18 protein-coding genes are annotated in these 20,970 nt (G+C 63.8%); 7 read left to right on the forward strand and 11 right to left on the reverse strand.

Annotated elements, in window-relative coordinates; translation table 11 throughout:
* Nucleotides 1-9: 9 nt before the first annotated feature.
* Together RS897_RS38995 and RS897_RS39000 are read right to left on the reverse strand one after the other, a co-directional pair.
* The gene (locus tag RS897_RS38995) at nt 10-1,788 is read right to left on the reverse strand and encodes a GGDEF domain-containing protein (RefSeq protein WP_315833979.1); all 1,779 of its coding nucleotides are present in this window, start codon (nt 1,786-1,788) and stop codon (nt 10-12) included.
* 243 nt (nt 1,789-2,031) lie between these two features.
* Nucleotides 2,032-4,104, reverse strand: a complete 2,073-nt coding sequence (locus RS897_RS39000; RefSeq protein ID WP_315833980.1) for a hypothetical protein — start codon at nt 4,102-4,104, stop codon at nt 2,032-2,034.
* 329 nt (nt 4,105-4,433) lie between these two features.
* Here RS897_RS39000 and meaB point away from each other — a divergent pair, with 329 nt between their 5' ends.
* The 3 genes from meaB (at nt 4,434) to RS897_RS39015 (ending at nt 7,587) form a co-directional block, all read left to right on the forward strand.
* Nucleotides 4,434-5,459: a methylmalonyl Co-A mutase-associated GTPase MeaB gene (meaB, locus tag RS897_RS39005; RefSeq protein ID WP_315833981.1), complete on the forward strand. Its 1,026-nt coding sequence runs from the start codon at nt 4,434-4,436 to the stop codon at nt 5,457-5,459.
* Nucleotides 5,460-5,473: 14 nt separating this feature from the next.
* Complete coding sequence (locus RS897_RS39010; protein WP_315833982.1) at nt 5,474-6,142, forward strand: pyroglutamyl-peptidase I; 669 nt, start codon at nt 5,474-5,476, stop codon at nt 6,140-6,142.
* An 80-nt stretch (nt 6,143-6,222) separates the two neighbouring features.
* Nucleotides 6,223-7,587 (forward strand): TIGR03808 family TAT-translocated repetitive protein, encoded by a 1,365-nt coding sequence (locus tag RS897_RS39015; protein WP_315833983.1) that lies wholly within the window; start codon nt 6,223-6,225, stop codon nt 7,585-7,587.
* Here the strand turns inward: RS897_RS39015 and RS897_RS39020 are convergent.
* The 7 genes from RS897_RS39020 to RS897_RS39050 all read right to left on the reverse strand — a co-directional run bounded on the left by RS897_RS39020 (nt 7,543) and on the right by RS897_RS39050 (nt 15,316).
* Nucleotides 7,543-7,977 (reverse strand): TIGR03809 family protein, encoded by a 435-nt coding sequence (locus RS897_RS39020; protein WP_315833984.1) that lies wholly within the window; start codon nt 7,975-7,977, stop codon nt 7,543-7,545. The genes RS897_RS39015 and RS897_RS39020 overlap by 45 nt on opposite strands.
* A gap of 200 nt (nt 7,978-8,177) precedes the next feature.
* Nucleotides 8,178-10,496 carry a DUF4384 domain-containing protein gene (locus RS897_RS39025; protein ID WP_315833985.1) on the reverse strand — a complete coding sequence of 773 codons (2,319 nt, stop codon included), beginning with the start codon at nt 10,494-10,496 and terminating at the stop codon, nt 8,178-8,180.
* Nucleotides 10,497-11,025: 529 nt separating this feature from the next.
* Complete coding sequence (locus RS897_RS39030) at nt 11,026-12,537, reverse strand: S8 family serine peptidase (RefSeq protein ID WP_315833986.1); 1,512 nt, start codon at nt 12,535-12,537, stop codon at nt 11,026-11,028.
* A 70-nt stretch (nt 12,538-12,607) separates the two neighbouring features.
* Nucleotides 12,608-13,303, reverse strand: a complete 696-nt coding sequence (locus RS897_RS39035; RefSeq protein WP_315833987.1) for a hypothetical protein — start codon at nt 13,301-13,303, stop codon at nt 12,608-12,610.
* The gene (locus tag RS897_RS39040; RefSeq protein WP_315833988.1) at nt 13,300-13,869 is read right to left on the reverse strand and encodes a sigma-70 family RNA polymerase sigma factor; all 570 of its coding nucleotides are present in this window, start codon (nt 13,867-13,869) and stop codon (nt 13,300-13,302) included. The genes RS897_RS39035 and RS897_RS39040 overlap by 4 nt, the downstream gene beginning before the upstream one ends.
* A gap of 260 nt (nt 13,870-14,129) precedes the next feature.
* Nucleotides 14,130-14,768 carry an NrsF family protein gene (locus tag RS897_RS39045; protein ID WP_315833989.1) on the reverse strand — a complete coding sequence of 213 codons (639 nt, stop codon included), beginning with the start codon at nt 14,766-14,768 and terminating at the stop codon, nt 14,130-14,132.
* Nucleotides 14,769-14,770: 2 nt separating this feature from the next.
* On the reverse strand, nt 14,771-15,316 hold the full coding sequence (locus tag RS897_RS39050) for a sigma-70 family RNA polymerase sigma factor (protein WP_315838887.1): 546 nt from the start codon (nt 15,314-15,316) through the stop codon (nt 14,771-14,773).
* Between the two features lie 238 nt (nt 15,317-15,554).
* On the opposite strand from RS897_RS39050, the gene RS897_RS39055 reads away from it, so the two are divergent.
* Nucleotides 15,555-16,391, forward strand: a complete 837-nt coding sequence (locus RS897_RS39055; RefSeq protein ID WP_315833990.1) for a hypothetical protein — start codon at nt 15,555-15,557, stop codon at nt 16,389-16,391.
* 165 nt (nt 16,392-16,556) lie between these two features.
* Entirely contained in the window at nt 16,557-17,336 is a 780-nt protein-coding gene (locus RS897_RS39060) for an enoyl-CoA hydratase (protein WP_315833991.1), read from the forward strand.
* Nucleotides 17,337-17,361: 25 nt separating this feature from the next.
* Here the strand turns inward: RS897_RS39060 and RS897_RS39065 are convergent, their stop codons facing one another.
* Nucleotides 17,362-18,027 carry an RraA family protein gene (locus tag RS897_RS39065; protein ID WP_315833992.1) on the reverse strand — a complete coding sequence of 222 codons (666 nt, stop codon included), beginning with the start codon at nt 18,025-18,027 and terminating at the stop codon, nt 17,362-17,364.
* Between the two features lie 28 nt (nt 18,028-18,055).
* The gene (locus tag RS897_RS39070) at nt 18,056-19,264 is read right to left on the reverse strand and encodes an aspartate transaminase (protein ID WP_315833993.1); all 1,209 of its coding nucleotides are present in this window, start codon (nt 19,262-19,264) and stop codon (nt 18,056-18,058) included.
* 199 nt (nt 19,265-19,463) lie between these two features.
* On the opposite strand from RS897_RS39070, the gene nac reads away from it, so the two are divergent.
* Both nac and RS897_RS39080 read left to right on the forward strand, forming a co-directional pair.
* The gene (gene nac / locus RS897_RS39075; protein WP_315833994.1) at nt 19,464-20,411 is read left to right on the forward strand and encodes a nitrogen assimilation transcriptional regulator NAC; all 948 of its coding nucleotides are present in this window, start codon (nt 19,464-19,466) and stop codon (nt 20,409-20,411) included.
* 125 nt (nt 20,412-20,536) lie between these two features.
* Nucleotides 20,537-20,968 (forward strand): acetyl-CoA carboxylase biotin carboxyl carrier protein, encoded by a 432-nt coding sequence (locus RS897_RS39080; protein ID WP_315833995.1) that lies wholly within the window; start codon nt 20,537-20,539, stop codon nt 20,966-20,968.
* Nucleotides 20,969-20,970 lie beyond the last annotated feature (2 nt).

A 20,970-nucleotide genomic window follows, 5' to 3' on the forward strand; every position in this document is an offset into this window, starting at 1 on the left:
GAGGCAAGGCTAACCGGCCAGCCGATTATCCTTGGAGATCCCAAGCACGGACTGCCCTTCCGCGTCATCGACGCACACCCGATTTCGCCCGAGTCGCTTGGCCAGATAGAGCCGCCGGTCGGCCTTGGCAACGAGGCTGTCCCAATCGTTGGAGCCGGGCTTGCAGACCGCCACGCCGAAACTCGCCGTGACGGTCAAGTCTGGCGCATCCGGGACAACCATCTTGCGCAGGACATTGAGAAGGCTCTCGGCAATCCGTCGGCCTTCATCCGTGCGATCGGCCTGAACGAGAACGACGAATTCCTCACCCCCGTGGCGCGCGAATGAATCGCCGATCCGCAGCCGCGACTGTATCGCCGCCGCCACGCATTTAAGAGCGACATCCCCGACGCCGTGTCCATAGGTGTCGTTGATCGACTTGAAATAATCGAGATCAAACATGATCAGCGCCAGCGGCTTGCCGCTCCGGTCGGCCTCCGCAACCGCCTTGCGGCCCAGATTGTCCAGGGCCCGCCTGTTGAGCAGGCCGGTCAGCGGGTCGGTTTCGGACAATCGTTTCAGTCGGGCGGCCATCTTCTCCTGATCGAGCTCGAAATCCTTCTTGATCCGCTGCTGCTCGCGCAGCATCTGCAGGCTGTCGAACAGTTCCGCCATTTCTTCGCTGCCTTGCGGACGCCGCGGCGGCTCGGTCAGGATGTCCTGCGCAAGCGCAATCACCTGCTCTCGTGCCACCATCAGCGGCTTGAACAGCAGGTGGTGCAGCGCGAGGCCGACCATCAGCAAGACCACCCAGACCGACAGCATCAGCGACGCGGTCAGCACCAGCATGCGATAGGTCCGGTCCTGGGCCTGCAACACCCTCTGCTGCGACACCCGGCTGATCAGCTCGCGCAGCGCTTCGACCGGCGCCATGCCGGGCACGTATTGCCGGGTGAAATCCGCCAGGCTCATCTGGCCGCTCATGGCGACGGCGTTGTCAGCCACATGGCGGGCAAACGGCAACGCCGTCATGAAATATTGCCGATCGACCTCGGCCAGCAGATCACGGACGGACGCGTCGTCCCGCAGAGCACTTGCGTAGTTCGAAGCCAGAGCACGCAGTTCCGTCAGCCGTCCTTCCGTGCTCGTGATCCGGTCATAAAGCTCACGATTCGGCTGATCCGATGATGCGAGCATCATGACGACATAGGATCCGAGCCGCCCGGCATATTCCCGCATGCTGCTGCAGATCGTGCTCAGGATGACTTCGGTTCCGATCGAGGGATGGCTCCGGATGATGGTCTGACCGAGATCGTCACGCAGCGACGTCGCCCGGTCGGCCGCCGTGAACATGGTTTCGATTGCCGCACGCACCCGTGCGCCGTCGCGATGTTCCTGCGGCTGCGACGAGACGGTGTCGATGGCATCGCGCCCGCTCCTGAGCTGCACGCGCACCGCATCGAGGTGTTGTTTCTGGTTCGTCCCATATGAGGACGCGCCATGGAGTGCATTTTCCAACGCTGCAAGCGATTCATCGGTCCGTCGCCGGGCTGCATCAAGCGCCTCCGCAAGTTGCACTTCGGTGGCCGGTCCCGCGCCCATCCGGCTGTTGGCCGGGCCGCGTTCCGCCGAAATCATGTTGGCGGCCAGCAGAGCGAGATGGAAACGCTGCAGTTCACGCGCGCCCGCGCGATCGCGCTGATAGACATCGAGGTTGGCTGCGAACAGCAGGCCGCCGAGCAACAGGCAACCGGCGGCCGTGATCCAGCCGGCCAGTCGGTAAAGTTTTCGGAGGCGAAGCGACGTCATGAAATTGCGCTCGATACGAAATGATCGAGGCAACCAAGCATGATGACCGATGAGAGCCCAATTAATCTCTTTGCTGCAACGCCAGAGAGTTCAGCGGGTGGTAAAAAATTTATGAGTCACGCCGTCCGATATTCATCAACCGATATCACAGGACGCTGGTATACTGTGGATGCTGGGATTTCCGCACCAAACAGATGATCATGAATAACCATTAGCTCGCGGAAGCCGGCTGTTGGATCCCCCTCAGCGCACTTCCGCTTCTTTGGCCGGTGCCTTGTCGAGAACGGCGCGGACGTGACGCACCACATGATCGGCGACAATGGCGTGTCCCTCCGCGGTCGGATGCACGGCGCCACTGTACATGCCGGCATAGACCGGCTGCAAAATGTCGAACAGCGAGAAGCCGGGCGAATGCACATTGGCAGTCAGGAACGCGTCGTTCGGCGTGCGGAACAACCGCCAGCGATGCTGGTATGGCAAATAGGCCGCCGGCGAATACGGTGAGAAATCATCACTGCCGGCCAAGCGCCGCGGCATCGCCATCATGTCACCGTCCGCCTGCGCGCGTTTGGGCTCGCGCGCACACAGGCCGCGCCTGGCGAACTCCGGCTGATGATCGGCAACGAGCTGGAAGCCGGTGCCGCTGCCGGTGGCCAGCGCCGGGCAGCCGCCCGCTTTGGCGTTATCGATGCAAGTCATCCGCGCAAAAAAATCCTTGAGAAAATCGACGGTTTCGCCGAGCCTGACGCGATCGAGCCGCAGTTTCGGATGAACGTCGAGCCCGAGCGCCGGCTCCTTGCCGCACATCGCTCCGCTCTCGTCGAACTGGATCGGCTCGTAGGCGGTCTGCAGCACCCGCGTGGGCGGCACGCCAAAGCCATCCTGCAGCGCGTCGCGCAGGGCTTTCATGCGCTCATCCAGTTGCTCAAGGTAGACCCGCGCCACCTGCGGCGAGAAGCGGATCTGCTGCCCGATCGCACCGGCAATCGGCGCGAGATCGCTGGCGCCTTCGGTCATGGCGTAGAGCATCAGCGCGGAGAAGCCGACATCGTTGCCACCGATCGACAGCAGTACGGTATCGATGGGGCGCTTGCGGTTTTGCGGCGCGCACCAGGATTTGGCGACTGCACGTGTTGAAATCTGGGTGCTGCCACTCGCATAGACCGGCAGGTTGTAACTCGCGGCCATGGTGCGGCCGCCGCGGCACATCAGATCGGCGAGTTGGTCGAGCTGCGCACGCACGGTGCCGTTGGCGACGCCTTCGCGGGCCTTCTTGTCCAGGAACAGGCCTTCGGTGACTTCCGAACCGGTGCAGGCAAGGCTCACCAGGGTAATCGAGCGGTGCGGATTTTCGAGCGCCAACTGCAAGCCGACACGGAACGGATAGCCATATTGGGAGCGGTGGCAGTCGGGGCTCAGCCAACGAGGTCCGGCTTTATCGAAGGCAGCGGTGAACTCCGCCGAGCCCAGGCGATAGCTCAGTCCCTTCGATTCATCCTCGAGCAGCCGGCGCGGCAGCACTTTTGGATCGAATCCCGGCGACGACGCGAGCCCATATTTTGGCGCTTCGTTCGCCGGCAAGCCGCGCATGGCGACCTGATCGTCACGCGCCTGGGCCGGATCATAGACCATCTGCCGGGACGCGCTGAAGGTGACCGGACGATCGGGGTTGCTCTCGCCGGAGGCGAAGGAGTCGCCCATTGCCACGATCATCAGATCGTCGACCACGACCTGCGGATCCGACAATTTACGCCCGTCCGGCAGCGTCACCTCGACCTTGACGCCGGAGGCCGCGCGCTCCAGCGAGAACGGCACGCGGGCAATGACGAGTGTGGCGTTGCAGGCGAGCTTGCGGGTCTCCGTCTTGCCGCCGACCTTGCGCGGGCTCCAGCTCCATCCACAGTCGCCCTGCGGCACCTCCGCGAGACGCTCCGGCGCGAGCTTGATCGCGACCGTATGCGCGTCCGGCAGGATGTAATCCTCCTTGGCGATGCCCCAGGAGTAGCGCCGCTCACAGGTCGCGAGATAACGCCCCTGCTTGCTGTCGTAGCAGACCGCGTCGATGGTTTGTGCCGCCCAGCCGAGCCGCGCGGCGGCATAGCGCCCGCGCGCTGTCGCAGCGCAGGTGTCCGGCGTGCTGGCATCGCGGCAATCGGGATCATTGAGACGGCGCTCGGTGCGCCAGATCACATCGGCCGCCGGCTGCGTGGCCCCGTCGCGCACGGACGGATAGCCGCGCTCATACATGGCAAACGAAGCGGCATTCTTGAAAAACCGGAACGGGCTTTCGACCTGCCAGACCAGGTCCGCGGCCAACGCTGGAGTGCTCGTCTGAACGGCGCCAAGAACGGCAAAAGCAGCCGATAGCCAAATTCGTGCGACGGCCCGCCCCATGCCTGTTCCTCCAGCCCACTGATCCTTGTTGTTAGTGGCGCCTGCACGCCGGAAAGTTCAGGCGCCGTCAACAAATTACCGAGGCTCCGCCAAAGCAATCAAACTATTGAAAATAAACAATAAAATACCCATCGCAAGGATTGAGCCGGCAGCTTTTGATCTACAGGCAGCCGCCACTTCAGACATCAATTCGGTGTGGTCAATGCCGATGCCGGGCGTGACGTGCGCGGCCGTGTCGACTATTGAACAGCATGCCCACGCGTGATCCGGCCATCAACCTGAAGAGCCTCAGTAAGGAGATCGTTGCTGGCCATCGCGCGGCACTCGCCCGCGCCATCACCCTGATCGAAAGCCGCCGCGCGGATCATCAGGCCGCCGCCCGTGAACTGCTGCAGATGCTGTTGCCGGCAACCGGCAGCGCGATGCGCGTCGGCATCACCGGATCGCCCGGCGTTGGCAAGTCGACCACCATCGATGCGCTCGGTATGTATCTGCTCGAGCACGGGCACAAGGTGGCGGTGCTGGCGGTCGATCCATCGTCGGCGCGCACCGGCGGCTCGATCCTGGGCGACAAGACCCGGATGGCGCGGCTGTCGGCGGAAAGCGCCGCTTTCATTCGCCCGTCTCCGGCGGCAGGCACGCTCGGCGGCGTCGCCGCCAAGACCCGCGAGGCGATGCTGTTGTGCGAAGCCGCCGGCTTCGATGTCGTGCTGGTGGAGACTGTCGGCATCGGCCAATCGGAAACCGCGGTTTGCGACATGACGGATTTTTTTCTCGCCTTGATGCTGCCGGGCGCCGGCGACGAGTTGCAGGGCATCAAGAAGGGCCTGGTCGAACTCGCCGACATGATCGCGGTGAACAAGGCCGACGGCGACAACCTGACGCGTGCCCAGGCGGCCGCCGCGGAATACAACGCTGCGCTGCATATCCTGACGCCACGCTCCGAACACTGGTTTCCGCCGGTGCTGACCTATTCGGCCCTCACCGGCACCGGTATCGACCAGCTCTGGCAGAAGGTGCTGGACCATCGCACCGCGATGAATGCCTCGGGCGATCTCGCGGCGCGGCGGCGCACCCAGCAGGTGAAATGGATGTGGTCGATGCTCGAGGACCGGCTGAAGGCACGGCTGCGCGCCGATCCCACCATTCGCGCCCAAGTGAAGCAGACGGAGGCCTCCGTAGCGGAAGGTGGCATGACGCCAGCGATCGGCGCCGACACCATTGCGCACCTGCTCGAGAGCAGCCGGCAAGACCCCAAATCGAGACCCCGCGAATAAGGGACCCGACATCAATGAGCCGGCCGCTGCGCATCCTAATCACCGGCTTTGGCCCCTTCCCCGGCGCGCCGCACAATCCGACGCCGCGCCTGGTGGCACGGCTGGTGGGGCTGCGCCGTCCGGCGCTGGCTGATGTCTCCTTGAGCAGCCACGTCTTCCACGTAAGTTACGGCGCGGTGGACCGCGACCTGCCCACATTGCTGGCACGCCACAAACCGGACGCCCTGCTGAGTTTCGGCCTGGCCCAAAGCACCCCGTTCATCCGGGTCGAGACCCGCGCGCGCAATACCATCACCACGCTGTGGCCCGACGCCGATCACACCCGTGTCGGCCAGGCCCATATCGCGCTTGATGCGGCGACAAGCCGCCGGTTCGGGCCGCACACGGCGCAACTGCTGCGGGCTGGCCTGCAGAGCGGCGCCTGGGTGAAATCCTCGCGCGACGCCGGACGCTATCTCTGCAATTACCTGTGCTGGCGTTCGATCGAAGCGACCGAGACGAACAGCGGCCCGCGGCTCGCCGCGTTCATTCATGTGCCGCTGGTGCCGCGCGATGGCGTCGGCCGCCTGCGCACAACGCAGCGTCATGTCGGCTTCGAGGATCTGGTCGATGCCGGCGAGGCCATGCTGATGACCATGGTTAAACTGGCACGGCAACGCGCAACAACCTTCGTGCCCGATTAACCACGCCCACAACAATCGATCCCGGCCAACGCCCGCCCGTAACCGGCAGCGGGTTATCCTGCGTCACCGGGAACCGCATCATGGACATCGATCGCCGCCGCCTATTCAACGCCTCCGCAGCCGGGCTTGCGGCGGGCGCGCTCGCGCCGTCGGTGGCGCAGGCCGCGCCCTTGCCGTCCGCACTCGGCCGCGACGCCACGCAATACGGCGTGCGCCCCAACAGCCCCGATGATCAGACCCGCGCCCTGCAGCGCGCGATCGATGAGAGCGCACGCGCCCAGGCGCCGCTGGCACTGCCGCCCGGGACCTATCGCACCGGACGGCTGCAACTGCCGAATGGCGCGCAGATCGCCGGTGTTCACGGCGCAACCCGGCTGCAACTCATCGGCGGCCCGTCGCTGTTCGAGAGCCAGGGCAGCAACGGCGTGGCCCTGACCAATCTTGTGATCGACGGCGGCAGCATCGCGCTGCCGCAGCGTCGCGGCCTCGTTCACTTCCTGCAAGGCCTCGATGTCCGTATTCTCGATTGCGAGATCGCCGCGAGCGGCGGCGCCGGCATCTGGCTGGAAAACGTCGCCGGCGAAGTGAGCGGCAACCAGATCCACGACATCGCGACCACCGCGGTGATTTCCTTCGACGCGCTCGGCTTGCTGGTCGGTCGCAACACCATTCGCAACACCGCGGTCAACGGTATCGAGATCCTGCGCAGCGCGATCGGCGACGACGGCACGCTGGTGATCGACAACCGCATCGACGGGATCAAGGCCGGTCCCGGCGGTTCCGGGCAGTATGGCAACGCCATCAACGCGTTTCGCGCCGGCAACGTCATCGTGCGCGGCAATCGCATCACCAATTGCGATTATTCGGCGGTGCGCGGCAATTCAGCCGCCAACATCCAGATCACCGGCAACAGCGTCAGCAATGTGCGCGAAGTGGCGCTGTATTCCGAGTTCGCTTTCGAAGGCGCCGTGATCGCCAACAACACCGTCGACATCGCGGCCGTCGGCGTCTCGGTCTGCAACTTCAATGAGGGCGGACGGCTCGCCGTCGTGCAGGGCAATATCATCCGCAACCTGCTGCCGAAACGCCCGATCGGCACCGCGCCGGACGATGACGCGGGCGTCGGTATCTACATCGAGGCCGATACCGCGGTGACCGGCAATGTGATCGAGAATGCGCCGGCCTGCGGCATTGTCGCCGGCTGGGGCAAATACCTGCGCGATATCGCCATCACCGGCAATGTGATCCGCAACGCCTTTGTCGGCATCGGAGTCTCCGTGGTGCCGGGTGCGGGTTCGGCGCTGATCAATGGCAACATGATTTCGGGAGCGGGCCGGGGCGGCGTAGTCGGCTATGATCACGCCAAACCGGTGACCGGCGATCTCACCCGTGACGGTGCGTCACGCTTCGCTCAGATCGCGCTCGGCACCAACACCGTTCGCTGAGAACAGCACCGGCGGCAGCAGCGAGGGCCGCCGCGGTGGCACCGCTGCAGGCGCAGGCGACGGCCTTTCGCCGGCGAAACTCTGAAGCAGCGAAATCGCCTCCGCTGCATCCTTCGCGGCCGGCGGCTCCGGCGGCATCAGCGGGACATTCGCAGGTGGCACCAGCGGCAATGGCGGCTTGGCGATCGGGTTGAATTGCTCGATCCGGCGCCAGGCATCGACCGCTGCGCGGGACTCCCGCACGTTCATCAGAAAGGCTTCTTCCGTGTGAAAACGCCGCCACCGTCCGGTATCGTAGAGTTCGGTGAGGTAAGCCAGCCGCTGCTCGGCGAGAGCGCGTCCGCGAGCTGCGAAATCTTGGCTGAAAGCAATTCCGGGCCGTCGTGTCATATAAAAGTCCGCAAAGAGTAAAACGGACGCAAGACGCAACGGACGAATCAGTTTTTAACTCCTGCGACTATTTTGTGGAAAGTCGATTCGTTGTCCAGCCCCCGCGGTTGACAACGCGATAAAAAATTACGATTCGATGCCGCAGATAACTTGACGTTCTGCGTCCGGCGTCAGGGCGGACTCAATTTATCGCACGCCGTTCATCGCACCCGCAGCTTGATCGCAGCCCGGAATGATCCACGCACGGCTGAAGATGCGGGCATCAGCGGTCCTGACGAGACGGGCACGCCGGCCGTGGCGACGCCCGACGACGCTGGCGCCCCGGCCGGCGCCGGGATTACGGCGATCGAACGCGACAGCGCCTGGGTGTAGTCGCCGACCGGCGTAAAGGCATTGCGGCTGAAGTCGTGACGGATGGCGTCGCCGCCGTCGGAACGCACCGCGCACACCGCGACCACCGTCTCGATGCCCCGGTCCTTCATCTGAAACTGAAATGGCGCGCCGGTGCCCGGAAACTGGATGGGCACGCCGGCCCGGATGCGGTTGTCCTGCTGATACTTGTTCGGCAGTAACACCGTGCCCTCGCCCTTCTCGTCGACGTCGGTCAGCGTCAGGAAGCAATCGCGCGGGGCGACGATCGTGAACACCGGGCTGTCGCCCTGGCGATAAGTGTCCGCATCCGATGTCAGCGACAGGTCGGTGGTGGAGATCGGCTGCGCCAGCGTCTCGGCGAAGGCCTGCGGCTGCCGGGCGTTGGCGATAAGCACCGGCTGCAGATCGGTCATCTCAGAAGCCAGCTCGCGGAACATCACCTCGAACTGATCCCGTGGCACGGAGCCCTGCTGCAGCCGGCGGACCAGCGGCTTGGTTTTCCGGGTTGCGTCAGTGGACGCCTCCTTGAAGCCCTTGGTATCGACGCCGAGTTCGGCGGCCGCCAACGTCAGGTCCAGATCGTCCTCGTAACGCTTGAACAGCGCGTTGATGGTCTCGACGCCGTTGAGCTTCAACGTCGGGTCGAGCCCGGCGCGCGCCATTGCATCGGCGAAACGCCTGGCATCGCCGTCGATCACGGCGTCCATCTTGTCGTGCGGCGGGTACAAGCCATCCACCGCCTCGCGCGTCTCGCGCGGGAAGGACCTGGTGGCGAGCACGCTGTCGCGGATATCGTCCTTGGCCTTGCGCATGCCCTGGTCGTGGCAGCCCATGCAGGAGATGCCGTTGGTGACGGCGAAGTCCTTGCGAGAGGCATCGCGAACGATCGTTGTCGGCCCCTTGTCGAGCCGCTCACCACTGGCCTTGTTCAGATAGTAGCCCTGAAAGCCGTTCGGCAGGCTGAACACAGTCTCGCCGCCGTCGTGATGGAAACCGTTGCCGTCAGGCCCGAGTGGAAACGCGAACAGATTCTGCCGGTCGCGGTTGCCAGCAAAATCATACGAGGTCCAGAAATAGCCACTGCGCGAGGGATGCCGCTCGATCAGGCGATTGTTCTGGCTGACGCCGGACTTCTGGAAACCGGCACGCTGGGCGACAAAATTGCGGATGTTGCTCTCGACGTTGACGCCTTGATCGCGCGCCAGCGCCTGGAACGTGGGCGGCAGCCGCAGCAGCGCGTCGTAGAGCGGCGGTTGCGATGCTGCGAAGGCGAACCAATCCGCCCGGATATAAGCGAGCGGCGTCTGCGTGGCACCGGACACAGCCCCATTGATCCGCGCATCGGGCTGGACGTTGTAGGGATAGACCGCGAGCAGGTCGCTCCAGTCAGCCGCAGTCCAGCCGAGATCGGCGAGATTGAACCGCAGGATCGTGGCCTCCGGATCGACCGTCTCCAGTTTCACCACGTTCGACGAGCGGCTGAGCGAATTGAGAAGCTTGATGGCGCCCTGGCGATACACCTTCATCGCCGCGGGATCTGCGCAGGTGTTGGCGAGATGGGTCAGCGTCAGATACCGCGTGGTCGCGCGGCGCGGCGCCAATTGCTTGTCGAGGTCGGCGACCATGAAACCGACCATCGTCTCCGGCGTGATTAGTTTGTGACTTTCGCACGACGCGACCGCCTTGCTGCCGAGCGCGGCGATCCAGGTCTCCAGTGCTTTGAGATCGGCCTCGGATAATGTTCCGTATCTGGTTTCGCCTTCATAGTTAACGTCGTACGGCATCTCCTTGTCCGCGATCTGGCGGAACAGCTTCGATCCCAACGGATTGCCGGGCAGCACGTAACTGGGATTAGCGGCGATCTGGTCGAGCTTGAGGATGTTGCCGAAATTCTTCGCCGGCCGCTCGCGATTGATCAGCTTGCCTTGCTGATGGCAACGAGCACAATGCCGGTCCAGCACGTTGAAGGCGGCCGCGGCAACGGGATCCGACGGCGGGAGGATCGCCTCCGGCGCGGCATTCGAGGCGGAGGCGTCCTGTCCCATGGCGCTCCGCGACATCGTGCCACCGCCGAGCAGAACGACCAAGCCGGCCACCAGCGCGAGCCCGAGGGTTTCGCGACGTGTCCTTTCAAGGCGTCCAGACATCAGTATTCCTCAAGACAATCAGCAGTGAGTTCACGACTTGGCGGGATTGAAAGCCATCATGTCGTGATGGCGAGGGCTCGGCAATGCGGGGAAATGACCGGGCCATATTCCCTCAGCTATCTCGGATCAGCTCCGTTGGCGGGCTTCGCACGGGGGCGGTGGCAGAAAAAGACCCGCCCGGGGGGACAACCGGGCGGGTCCAGCCGTATCGGCACGTGGGTGGATGGGCGCTCGCGCCGAACAGCCCGGGAAGGTTTCCCTTCCCACACATGTAAGTCGTGGGAGCCTGCCGAACCGTTCAAAGCCGAAGTGATTTTTTTTGCCTCCCCTGGACGAATAAAAATCCAGGCTGGCCGGCATCGAAAAACGAGCTTTCGCGTTCGTTTTTAGTCCGAAGGAGCTGAAGAATACCGCGTGCCGAAATATCGGCAGGACTACCAAACGGCCTGCAATGGCACTACGAATAACCCGTCATGCTCAACATGACGGGTTTACATCAATGGCAACAATGCACGCTCGGTTGCGCCGCTCAGCGCGGCGTCGACGGACTGGCGCCGGTGGTTGCGGCAGGGCGACCGGACGCCGTTGCAACCGGCGCTCCGGCTGCGGTGACAGCATTGAACGCATCAGCTTTTCCGGCGCCGAACATGTCATCCCGTCCCGGAGTCCCGAGGTCCTGCGCGGTCTTGGTCAGGATGGATCGCACATCGTCCGGCGTCAGCGCCGGATTGCGCTCGATCATCAGTGCAATCAGCCCGCTGATATAGGCGGCGGAGAACGAGGTTCCCGACGTGACCTGATATTTCCCATCGGGGGCCGGAGTAAGGATATCGACGCCGGGGGCTGCGATCGCGATATGGCGACCGCGGTTCGATGCAGGGAACAGCTTGTCGGATGCATCCGTTGCGCTCACCGCAATGACATTGCGATCCGCGGCCGGAAACAGCGGCGGCGACTTCGGGCCCGCATTGCCGCTGGCGGCGACCAGGACCACGCCCTTGGCAGCGGCCGCTGCGAGAACCTTGCCGATCAGCGGGTCTTCAGGGCCAGCGAAGCTCATATTGATGATCCGCGCGCCGCGCGACACCGCATAATCGATGCTCTTGATGATGACGAACGACGTGCTCTCGGCGCTGCTGCCGGACACGCCAAAGGCGCGGATCGCCAGCAGGCTGGCGGACGGCGAACTTCCCATCAGGCGTGAATGCGATGCAATCACCCCGGCAATACCGGTGCCGTGCACATGGGGACCTTCGTTGCTGCCCAGCGCATCGTAGGTGCCGTCGATAACACCGGCGAGTTCGGGATGGCTGACGTCGATCCCGGAATCGATCACCGCGATGGTGACATTATCGCCCTTCGCCAGCGTGTGAGCCTCCGGCAGGCGCAACCGCGACAGCGCATACTGGGCCGGATCGCCCTCAGTGGGCGCCACCACCTGCTGCTGCAGAGTGAAGCGATAGTTCGGCTGCGCCGACTTGATGACGTTGTCGGCCACCAGTTCCCGGATCACGGCACTCACGGACCGGCTGTCCGAAATTCGCCAGCGGTACATGGTGCTGCCGACCAGGGGGAAATTCTGCGACTGGACACGGGTCAACCGATGCCGCCGGGCAATGGCATCGGCTTCCGCGTTGCTTGGATTGCCGTCGACCTCGATCAGGACTTCCTTCGCCACGAAGCGCTGGTCATTGGCGGCGGGCGCATTTTTCTTCGCCTTCCTGACCGATCCATCGCCGCTGGCTTGGCCCTGCGGCGAGCTGGACTGCGTCAATCTGGTCCGGCTCTGGGTGCGGATCGACTCGTCGTCGGAATTCAGGTTCGGCGAATAACGAACCGTCGGGCTGATGCTCGGGCTGATGTTAATGTTAGGCCCACGCGGCCCGACATTGATGTTGTTGATGTTGGGGCCGCGGTTCATCGCCTGGGCAAGCACCGCGGGAGTTGAGATGATCAGCGCAGCGGCACTCACCAGCAACAGGCGGACCGGACGGCGCGCATGCCACCAGCCGCAATTGCCGTCATTGCGATGTTTTGCCATCCGCCCTCTCCGCTATTCGCCCGCTTTGCGCATCCCGGCACGACGATGGCCGGTTTTCGCAAGGACTCGCTTATTCCGCGATTGCGGCGAAACCTACGATCTTCTCGGACTGGATCTGCGTCATCAGGCGCGCAACGTCATCCTTGGACAGGATCTTGTCACCAATCCGCACGCGGAAGGTGCCGGCTTTCGGGCCGTCGACGATCGACGCCTTATAGGTGCCGAGGAAGCTGTTGATGTCGGACATCTTCGCATCCGGCGCGAAACGGACCAGCGCCGTCACGCCGCCGAGCCCTCGTGTCGATCCCTGCTCGGACGCAACCACGATCGGCCCTTTGTTACCGTCAATCACGCGATCATTAACAAGGACCGTGCCGATCACACCCGCCTGCAGCAGCACCAGAGCAGCGCCGGCGGTCGCGGAATATGCCAGCGCCCGCGGGGTCAGGCTGGCAAAGAATGCCGAGATACGGCTCGACAGGCTCTGCGCCATCGACGGCTTGCGCGCCGGCTCGGCGTCGATCGCCGCGAACAGCTTCTGCATCGCCCGCGCCGACGGCGCGCCGAGGCTTTCGTTCAAATGAATGGTCGCGGCGTATTCATCCTGGATGACGGCATACTGCTTTGCCAACACCGGATCGCGCGCCAGCGCTTCGTCGACACGTCGCGCATCGCGCGCATTCAGCGTGCCGGTGGCGTGCCACGGCAGCAGCGCTTCGAGCTCTTCAGGCTCGCTCTCCGGAATTTGCTTGCTTGTCGCGGTCATGGCCAACCTCGTTCGATACCGGCTGCTTTCAGCAGCTCGGCTAACTTCTTTCGCGCGTAAAACAGGCGCGTCTTGACTGTGTTCTCTGGAATACCAACGATCTCCGCCACCTCCTCCACGGACTTTTCGTGGTAGTAGACGAGATCGACGATCTCCCGATGCTCCGGCGAAAGTGCGGTCAAACATTTCTTCAACGCCTCGCCCGTGTCCTTCTTCTGAACAATGACCTCGGGGTCGTCGGAGGTATCCTCGATCGAAGCCGCAGTTTCGTCGTCCAGTTCCACGTCTTTCCGCTTGCGCAGCGCAGAGAGCGCCTTAAAGCGGGCGATCGCCAGGAGCCAGGTCGATACCGCCGAGCGGCCTTCGAACTTGCCGGCCTGACGCCACACATCGAGAAAAACCTCGCTGATGAGATCTTCCGCAATCTGCTCGTTACGCACGAGCCGCAGCGAGAAGCGAAACACCCGCACATGGTGCCTTCCGTAAAGCACCTGCATGGCAAGCCGGTCGCCAGAGGCGATCCGAGCGATCAGGACTTCGTCCGAAGCCGCCTGGGCCGTACTCAACGTCCAACTCGCAAGGTTGGTCGGGTCGATTTGGGAGTAGGTTCGAACGTCACGGGGAAAATCTTCGCTAAATAGTTGTAGATGCCGCACCGGTGGGTGGTGCCGGCGCAAATTGCCCCTGAATCATGAGTCAGGGCAAGGCGTTAAGCTCAAATCGCCAAAAAGGTAAATTAGCACCACAAACCCAATTAATGGGATTCACCGTCCCGCCGCTAGTTCCCCGGAGCGATGCCGTACTCGTGCGGGCCGATCAGGCACAGCTAGAAGCGCAGGACACGCGAGCCCGCCAAGGCCCCTACGGCGGCCACCAGCGCGGTTGCGAGGGTGTACCAGGTGGCGACGAACAGCGGCGAGTCGTCCGTGCAGTGCGCTGCGTAGAGTGTGGCGGCAAGGCCGGCCGAGAAGAGACCGGCGACGGCGCCAGTCAGCGCGGGACGCGTCGGCGCGCCGTGACGCAACGCGATCAGGGATGCGGCCAGGATCGGCAGCGACATTGCCGGGATCGCGGTCATGCAGACCCGCGAATTGTTGCCGATCATCCGCGCACTCCATGACAACCGCTGCGGCACCAGACAATCGGCGATGATGCCGAGCACCAGCAACCCGACAGGAACCACAAGCAACCAGATCCGGCCTCCGACCGGAGCCGCCGGATGGGCCAGGCGCAGGCCGATCGCAATCGCCGGGATGGCAAGCCCCAGGGTCACCACGAACTTGAGATCGAAAAACGGGTTGTGCATGGCGGTGGCGACATCGGGACGAACATGGAGCGCCATCATGAACATCATCGAGGAGACCGCGCCCGCGATGATCAGGCCGACGGCGAGCCACATGCTGACGGAACGGGCGCGCCACTCATTGTCGGCGGCGAGGGTGCGGATGAGATGATCGGTATCCATGCTCAATCCTTCCGAAGCCTGCTGGCAAGGCTTGCAAGTCCACGATGCAGGGCAACGCGAACGGCCCCCTCACTCATCGCGAGCTTTTTCGCGGTGTCCTTGATCGATACGCTCTCCACTGCAATCGACTGCAGTACATCGCGCTGACGCGACGGCAAACCTGCGAGATGAGAAGCCACTTCGCCGGACGGCAGCGTGTCCTCCACCTGTTCCCCGGGAATGATCTCCGCGAAGTCGTCGATATTGACAAAGATCCGCCGGCCACGCCGACGCAGCGCATCGATCAGCTTGTTGCGGGCAATCGTGAACAGCCACGGTGCGAACGGCGCGTTCGCGTCCCAGGTGTGTTTCTTCAAATGCACCGCAAGAAGGATCTCCTGCACGATATCCTCGGACTGGTCGACCGGTTGGCCCGCGCGCGCCAATCCACGGCGTGTCGCGGCCCTCAGGACCGGCGTTACGGCCTTGAGCAGATGGTGGTAAGCGGCGTTGTCGCCCGCATTGGCCGACCGCATCAGGTCGGTCCACTCGTCTTCACGTCCCCGCACGGGCGCTCCCACGTCGATATTCGCGTCCCCTCGTACTTTGTTACGAGCCGGATTTGCAATCACGCAATCGTGAACGCCCTGGATTTCACCGATTCGCGCGGAAGTTAGGCGGCCCTCGGCGGGACGCCCAGCTTTTGCCCTGTAGCAGACGAAAGATTCCCTTTTTTCGCCCACCTGCAGACACGGCGGCGGCGCTCCTTGCCGGTTTGCCGGGGACGGCAAACGGGGAGATTTGCCAATGCAAACCAAGGCCAACGGGCGCTCGGCCTTTATCGTCATCACCGCGGGACTTCTGGCACTGACCACGATGCCTGCGCGTGCCTGCAACACATCCGATTGCGGACGGATCTTGCTGGCGCAGAATGCCGACCCGCAAGGGCAACAAGAACAGCAGGTGCAGCCCGACGCGGCCGCCGCGCCGGAACCGGCAGTCGAGACCAGCAAGGCCAGCAAGAAAAAGTCACGCCACACCAAGGCATCGTCCGGCTCGGAGAAAGCGGCCGAAAAATCCAACAAACTGGCGTCCAAGACGACCGTCTCGGAAAAGAAAAGTCCGGACAAGATGTTCGGTGCCGACAAGACAGCCGATCAGGGCGACCGCGCCTCCAGCAAGGTCGAACCCGGCAAGTCTGAAGCTGCCAAATCTGAAACTGCCAAGTCTGAAACTGCCAAGTCTGACGACAACAAACCGAACGCGACGCCGTGGGCCAATGCCAACGCGCAAATGGGAGCTAGGCCAACGGGAGCTGCAGCCACGACTGTTACGGACAGCCCGCGCCCCGTGACGACGATGGCGGTACGGGTCACACCGCAGGCCGCAACCGCCAATCCGGCACTGACCACCGAGGACGACGCACAGGTCATCGCATCCGATCAACTGAACGAGCTCGATCGTGCGGCGGAAACCGATCAGAAGCCGGCCTCGAAAACCCTCCGGCCGACCTCCCAGACCGTACAGACGGCGAGCGCAAGCTCCGACGATGCGTGGAGCCAGACCTCGCTGATCGGCAAGATCTTCATCGGCTTCGGCGGCCTGCTGACACTGGCCTCCGCCGCACGCATGTTCATCGCCTGACGGCAACATGATATTTGCCAAAGCCGGTCCGCGCCGCGGGCCGGCTTTTCGTATTGCGGTCTCTGTCACCCTCAAGTCTTGCCGCCGATCCCCCGAGCGGGCACATTGCACGCCTGTCAAAGGCTGATCAGCAGCCCCACACCACACATAATTCCGGGACGGATCATGAGCACATTCGAACACATCATCGTCGAACACAAAGGCGCGGTCGGCATCATCCGGTTGAACCGCCCGAAAATGCTCAATGCGCTGTCATTCGGGGTGTTTCGCGAGATCGCCGCCGCCGTCAACGATCTCGAGGACGACAACGCCATCGGCTGCATCCTGATCACCGGCAACGAAAAGGCCTTTGCCGCCGGCGCCGACATCAAGGAGATGCAGCCGAAGGGCTTCATCGACATGTTCAATTCCGATTTCTCCAGCATCGGCGGCGGACGCGTGGCGGAGTGCCGCAAGCCGACCATCGCCGCGGTGAGCGGATATGCGCTGGGCGGTGGCTGCGAACTCGCCATGATGTGCGACATCATCGTCGCCTCGGACACCGCCAAGTTCGGCCAGCCGGAGATCACCCTCGGCACCATCCCCGGCATCGGCGGCACCCAGCGCCTCACCCGCGCCATCGGCAAATCCAAGGCGATGGACCTCTGCCTCACCGGCCGGATGATGGACGCGGCGGAGGCCGAGCGCGCTGGCCTGGTCAGCCGCATTTTCCCGGTGGACAAGCTGATGGACGAGGCGCTCGCCATGGCGGAGAAGATCGCCGCCATGTCGCAACCGGCCGCCGCGATGGCCAAGAGCGCCGTCAACCGCGCACTGGAAACCACCCTGGCGGAAGGCATGAGTGTGGAGCGCGACTTGTTCCGCTCGACCTTCGCGCTTGAGGACCGCTCCGAAGGCATGGCGGCCTTCATCGAGAAGCGCCCGGCCAAGTTCAGCAATCGCTAAAGGACGCCCCCTCAAGCCGCGCGCGTCAGTTCATACATCTCGCCTCGAGCGCGTCGATGAACGAGCGATCCCATCGGCCCTCGCGCATCGCTGCCATGGTGGCTTCTTCCTTGGCGCGCTGGGCCTCGGCTTTCTCGATCAAGGCGGACGCCATTTCGGGCGCGAACGCCAGCAAGCCGTCCTGGTCGCCGACCACGAGATCGCCCGGCTGAACCGTCATGCCGCCGACCGTGACCGGAATATTGATGGCGCCGGGGCCGTCCTTATAAGGCCCGCGGTGATTGACGCCGCGGGCGTAGACCGGAAAGGTACGCTCGCCGATCTCCGCCACGTCGCGGATCGCGCCATCGATCACCATACCCGCCAGCCCGATGGTGGCGCCGTAATAGGACAAAATGCCGCCGATCACCGCATTGGTGACGTCACCGCCCGCATCGACGACCATGACATCGCCGGGACGGCAGAATTCGAACGCGCGCAGGATGGCGAGGTTATCGCCACCGCGGGTGAGCACGGTCACTGCCGTTCCCGCAAGCGGAGCCGGCTTGTGATAAGGCTGCAGGCCCACCGCACCGCGGTTGCGCTGCATGTTGTCGCTCAGCAGCGCGACGGGAATGTCGCGGAGCCTCGTCACGATGTCTGCGGGCGCTTGCGGCACGGATGGATTTTTCTTGAGACCAGAGAACTGCATCAGAACGATTCCTTGGATAGCGATGAGATCAACGCAGATCCGCCACGGCGCGTGCAATACGCCCCGCGCCCTCGGTCAGCGTCTCGATGTCGGTGGCGATCGACAGCCTGAAATAGGGTGACAGCCCGTACGCGGTGCCGGCAACCAATGCGACACCGGCGCGTTCCAGGAAATACAGCACGACGTCGCCATCGGCCTCGAGCAGCTTGCCGTCCGGCGTGGTCTTGCCGATCAGGCCGGCGCAATTGACATAGAGATAGAAGGCGCCGTCGGGCGCCTTGCAGCTCAGGCCGGGAATCGCATTGATCAGGGGCAGCATTGCGTCGCGTCGCTGCCGATAGATCGCAACGCTTCGGTCCACGAAACTCTGGTCGCCGTCGAGCGCGGCGGCAGCCGCGGCCTGGCTGATCGAACAACAATTGCCCGACGACTGCGACAGCAGCGTATTGATCGCCTGGATGATCGGACGCGGGCCGGCGATCCAGCCGATCCGCCAGCCGGTCATGGCGTAAGTCTTGGACACACCGTTGATGGCGAGCGTGCGATCGCGCAGCTCGGGAGCCGCCGTCAGCAGATGCGGGGCGCGCGTGCTGCCATAATGGATGTGCTCATAGATGTCGTCGGTCATGACCATGACCTGCGGATACCTGGCGAGCACACCGGCAAGCGCGCGATATTCATCGGCGGTATAGCTTGCGCCGGTCGGATTGCTGGGCGAATTGATCAGGAGCCAGCGGGTTTTCGGCGTGATCGCGGCCTCCAGCTGCGCCGCTGTCAGCTTGAAACCCTGGGCTTCGCCACAAGACACGGACACGGGCGTGCCGTCGCATGCGAGCGTCATGTCGGGATAGGACACCCAGTACGGCGCCGGGATGATCACCTCGTCGCCGGGCTCCAGCGTCGCCGCGAGCGCGCTGTAGATCGCGCTCTTGGCGCCGTTGGTCGCGATGATTTCATCGAGCTGATAGGTCAGTCCGTTCTCGCGCTCCAGCTTCGCCGCGATGGCACGCCTGAGATCGACGGTGCCTGCCATCAGCGTGTAGCGGGTGGCGCCCTTTTCCATGGCCGCAGCCGCAGCCTGGCGGACATGTGGCGGCGTATCGAAATCGGGTTCGCCGACGACCAGGCTGACGATCTCCTTGCCTTGCCGTCGCAGTTCGTTGGCGCGGTCCGCCGCAGCGGTGCTCGGCGACGGCTTAATGCGTCTGACGCGTTCAGCGATATGGAAAGAAGTCACATCAAACCCCGGTCTTGCTGTCGGGGCGGCAAGCTAGCGTTCGTCCCGGGCGAAGGCCAAGACGAGTTCGGTCTGCCTAGATAGGAAACTCTTATGGGTTGCAGCCATTTCGGGTAGTGTGTGGCAAACTTCTTGCACGACTTCTGCACATGCCGGCCGCGCAACTGCCAGAGCGTGTGCAGCGGGAGGGAGCCACCGGGTGAATCTGAGACGGCTGCAGTATTTCGTGAAGATCGTCGACATCGGCAGCCTGACTCAGGCCGCCGACCTGCTGCATGTGGCGCAACCGGCGCTCAGCCAGCAATTGGCGACGCTGGAAGGCGAGGTCAAGCAGCAGCTGCTACTGCGGACCAAGCGCGGCGTCTCACCAACGGAAGCGGGCAAGGTGCTCTATCGCCACGCCCAGCTCATCCTTCGCCAGTGCGAACAGGCGAAGGTGGACATGACCGCCGCTGGCCGCGGCCTCTCGGGCGCGGTGTCGGTCGGGCTGGCCCCGGGCACCGCGGCGGCGAAACTGGCGCTGCCGCTGTTGCGAACCGTGCGTGCACGTCATCCCGGCATCCTGCTGTACCTCAACGAAACCTATGGCAACACGCTGTCTGAGCTGATCATGAACGGGCGCATGGACCTTGCGGTGCTGTATGGCGGACAGAGCGTGGTTTACGGCCTGTCGTTCATCCCCCTGCTCAAGGAGCAGTTGTTCCTGGTCGGCTCCGAGCAAATGTTGGCGCCGCCGGACGAAGTGCCGCTGCGCATGATCGCAGAGTTGGAGCTGTACCTGCCGCGGCCCTACAATGTGGTGCGCCGCATGGTGAACGACGCGTTCGCCGGCGCCGGGATGACGCCCCGGGTGCTGGCCGAGATCGAATCCGCAGGCACACTCACCGCCGTGATCGCCGACGGCCTCGGCGCAACGATTCTGCCGGAATCGATGGCGCGCGAGGTGGCGGCGTCCTGCAATGCATGGCTGTCCAGGATCACGGACCCGGTGATCGAAGCGCCGCTCGCACTGTGCCAATCCGACCATCTGCCGTTGTCGGAACCGGCCCAGGCGATCAAGGACATTCTGCTGGAGCTCGTCACCGTGCTACCCGGCAGCACGGCCGCAACGGATGGCGGACACGCTGCGGATACCAAGGCTTCATAAGCGCGCCTTATCGGGACAAAGCCATATTGTCTTGGCGCCATCGCCGAGGGGTCGATAGCGTTTGCACGATAACTTTTGCACGCTGCCTGCGTGTCCGCGCGAAAAGCCAAACCCCGGTACCACCGATGGAATTGCAGCAGATCAAGGCTTTCATCGATGCCATGGCATCATCCGACCTGACCGAGCTGGAAGCCAGCAAGGACGGCTGGACGCTCCGGCTGGTGCGGCGGGCGGCGCCCAATCGCGCCGCGAAGGAATCGACGCCGTCGCGCGGTGAGTTGCAGGCGCCGGCAGCCTCCACGACAGCGGAGGATGCCGGCACCGCCGTCCGCGCGCCGCTCTCCGGCATCCTTTATCTCAACCCATCGCCGGACGCGGCGTCATTCGTGGTTGCCGGCCAGGCCGTCAAGGCCGGCGACACGCTGTGCATCATCGAAGCGATGAAGGTCTTCAACACCATCCGCGCCGAGCGGGATGGCATCATTGAAGCCGTGATGGCGAGTTCGGGAGACGAGGTCGACGCCGGGGAGTTGCTCATGCGGTTTGCCCCGCGGTGACC

This window comes from Bradyrhizobium prioriisuperbiae, from assembly GCF_032397745.1.
Classification (GTDB): Bacteria; Pseudomonadota; Alphaproteobacteria; order Rhizobiales; family Xanthobacteraceae; genus Bradyrhizobium_A; species Bradyrhizobium_A prioriisuperbiae.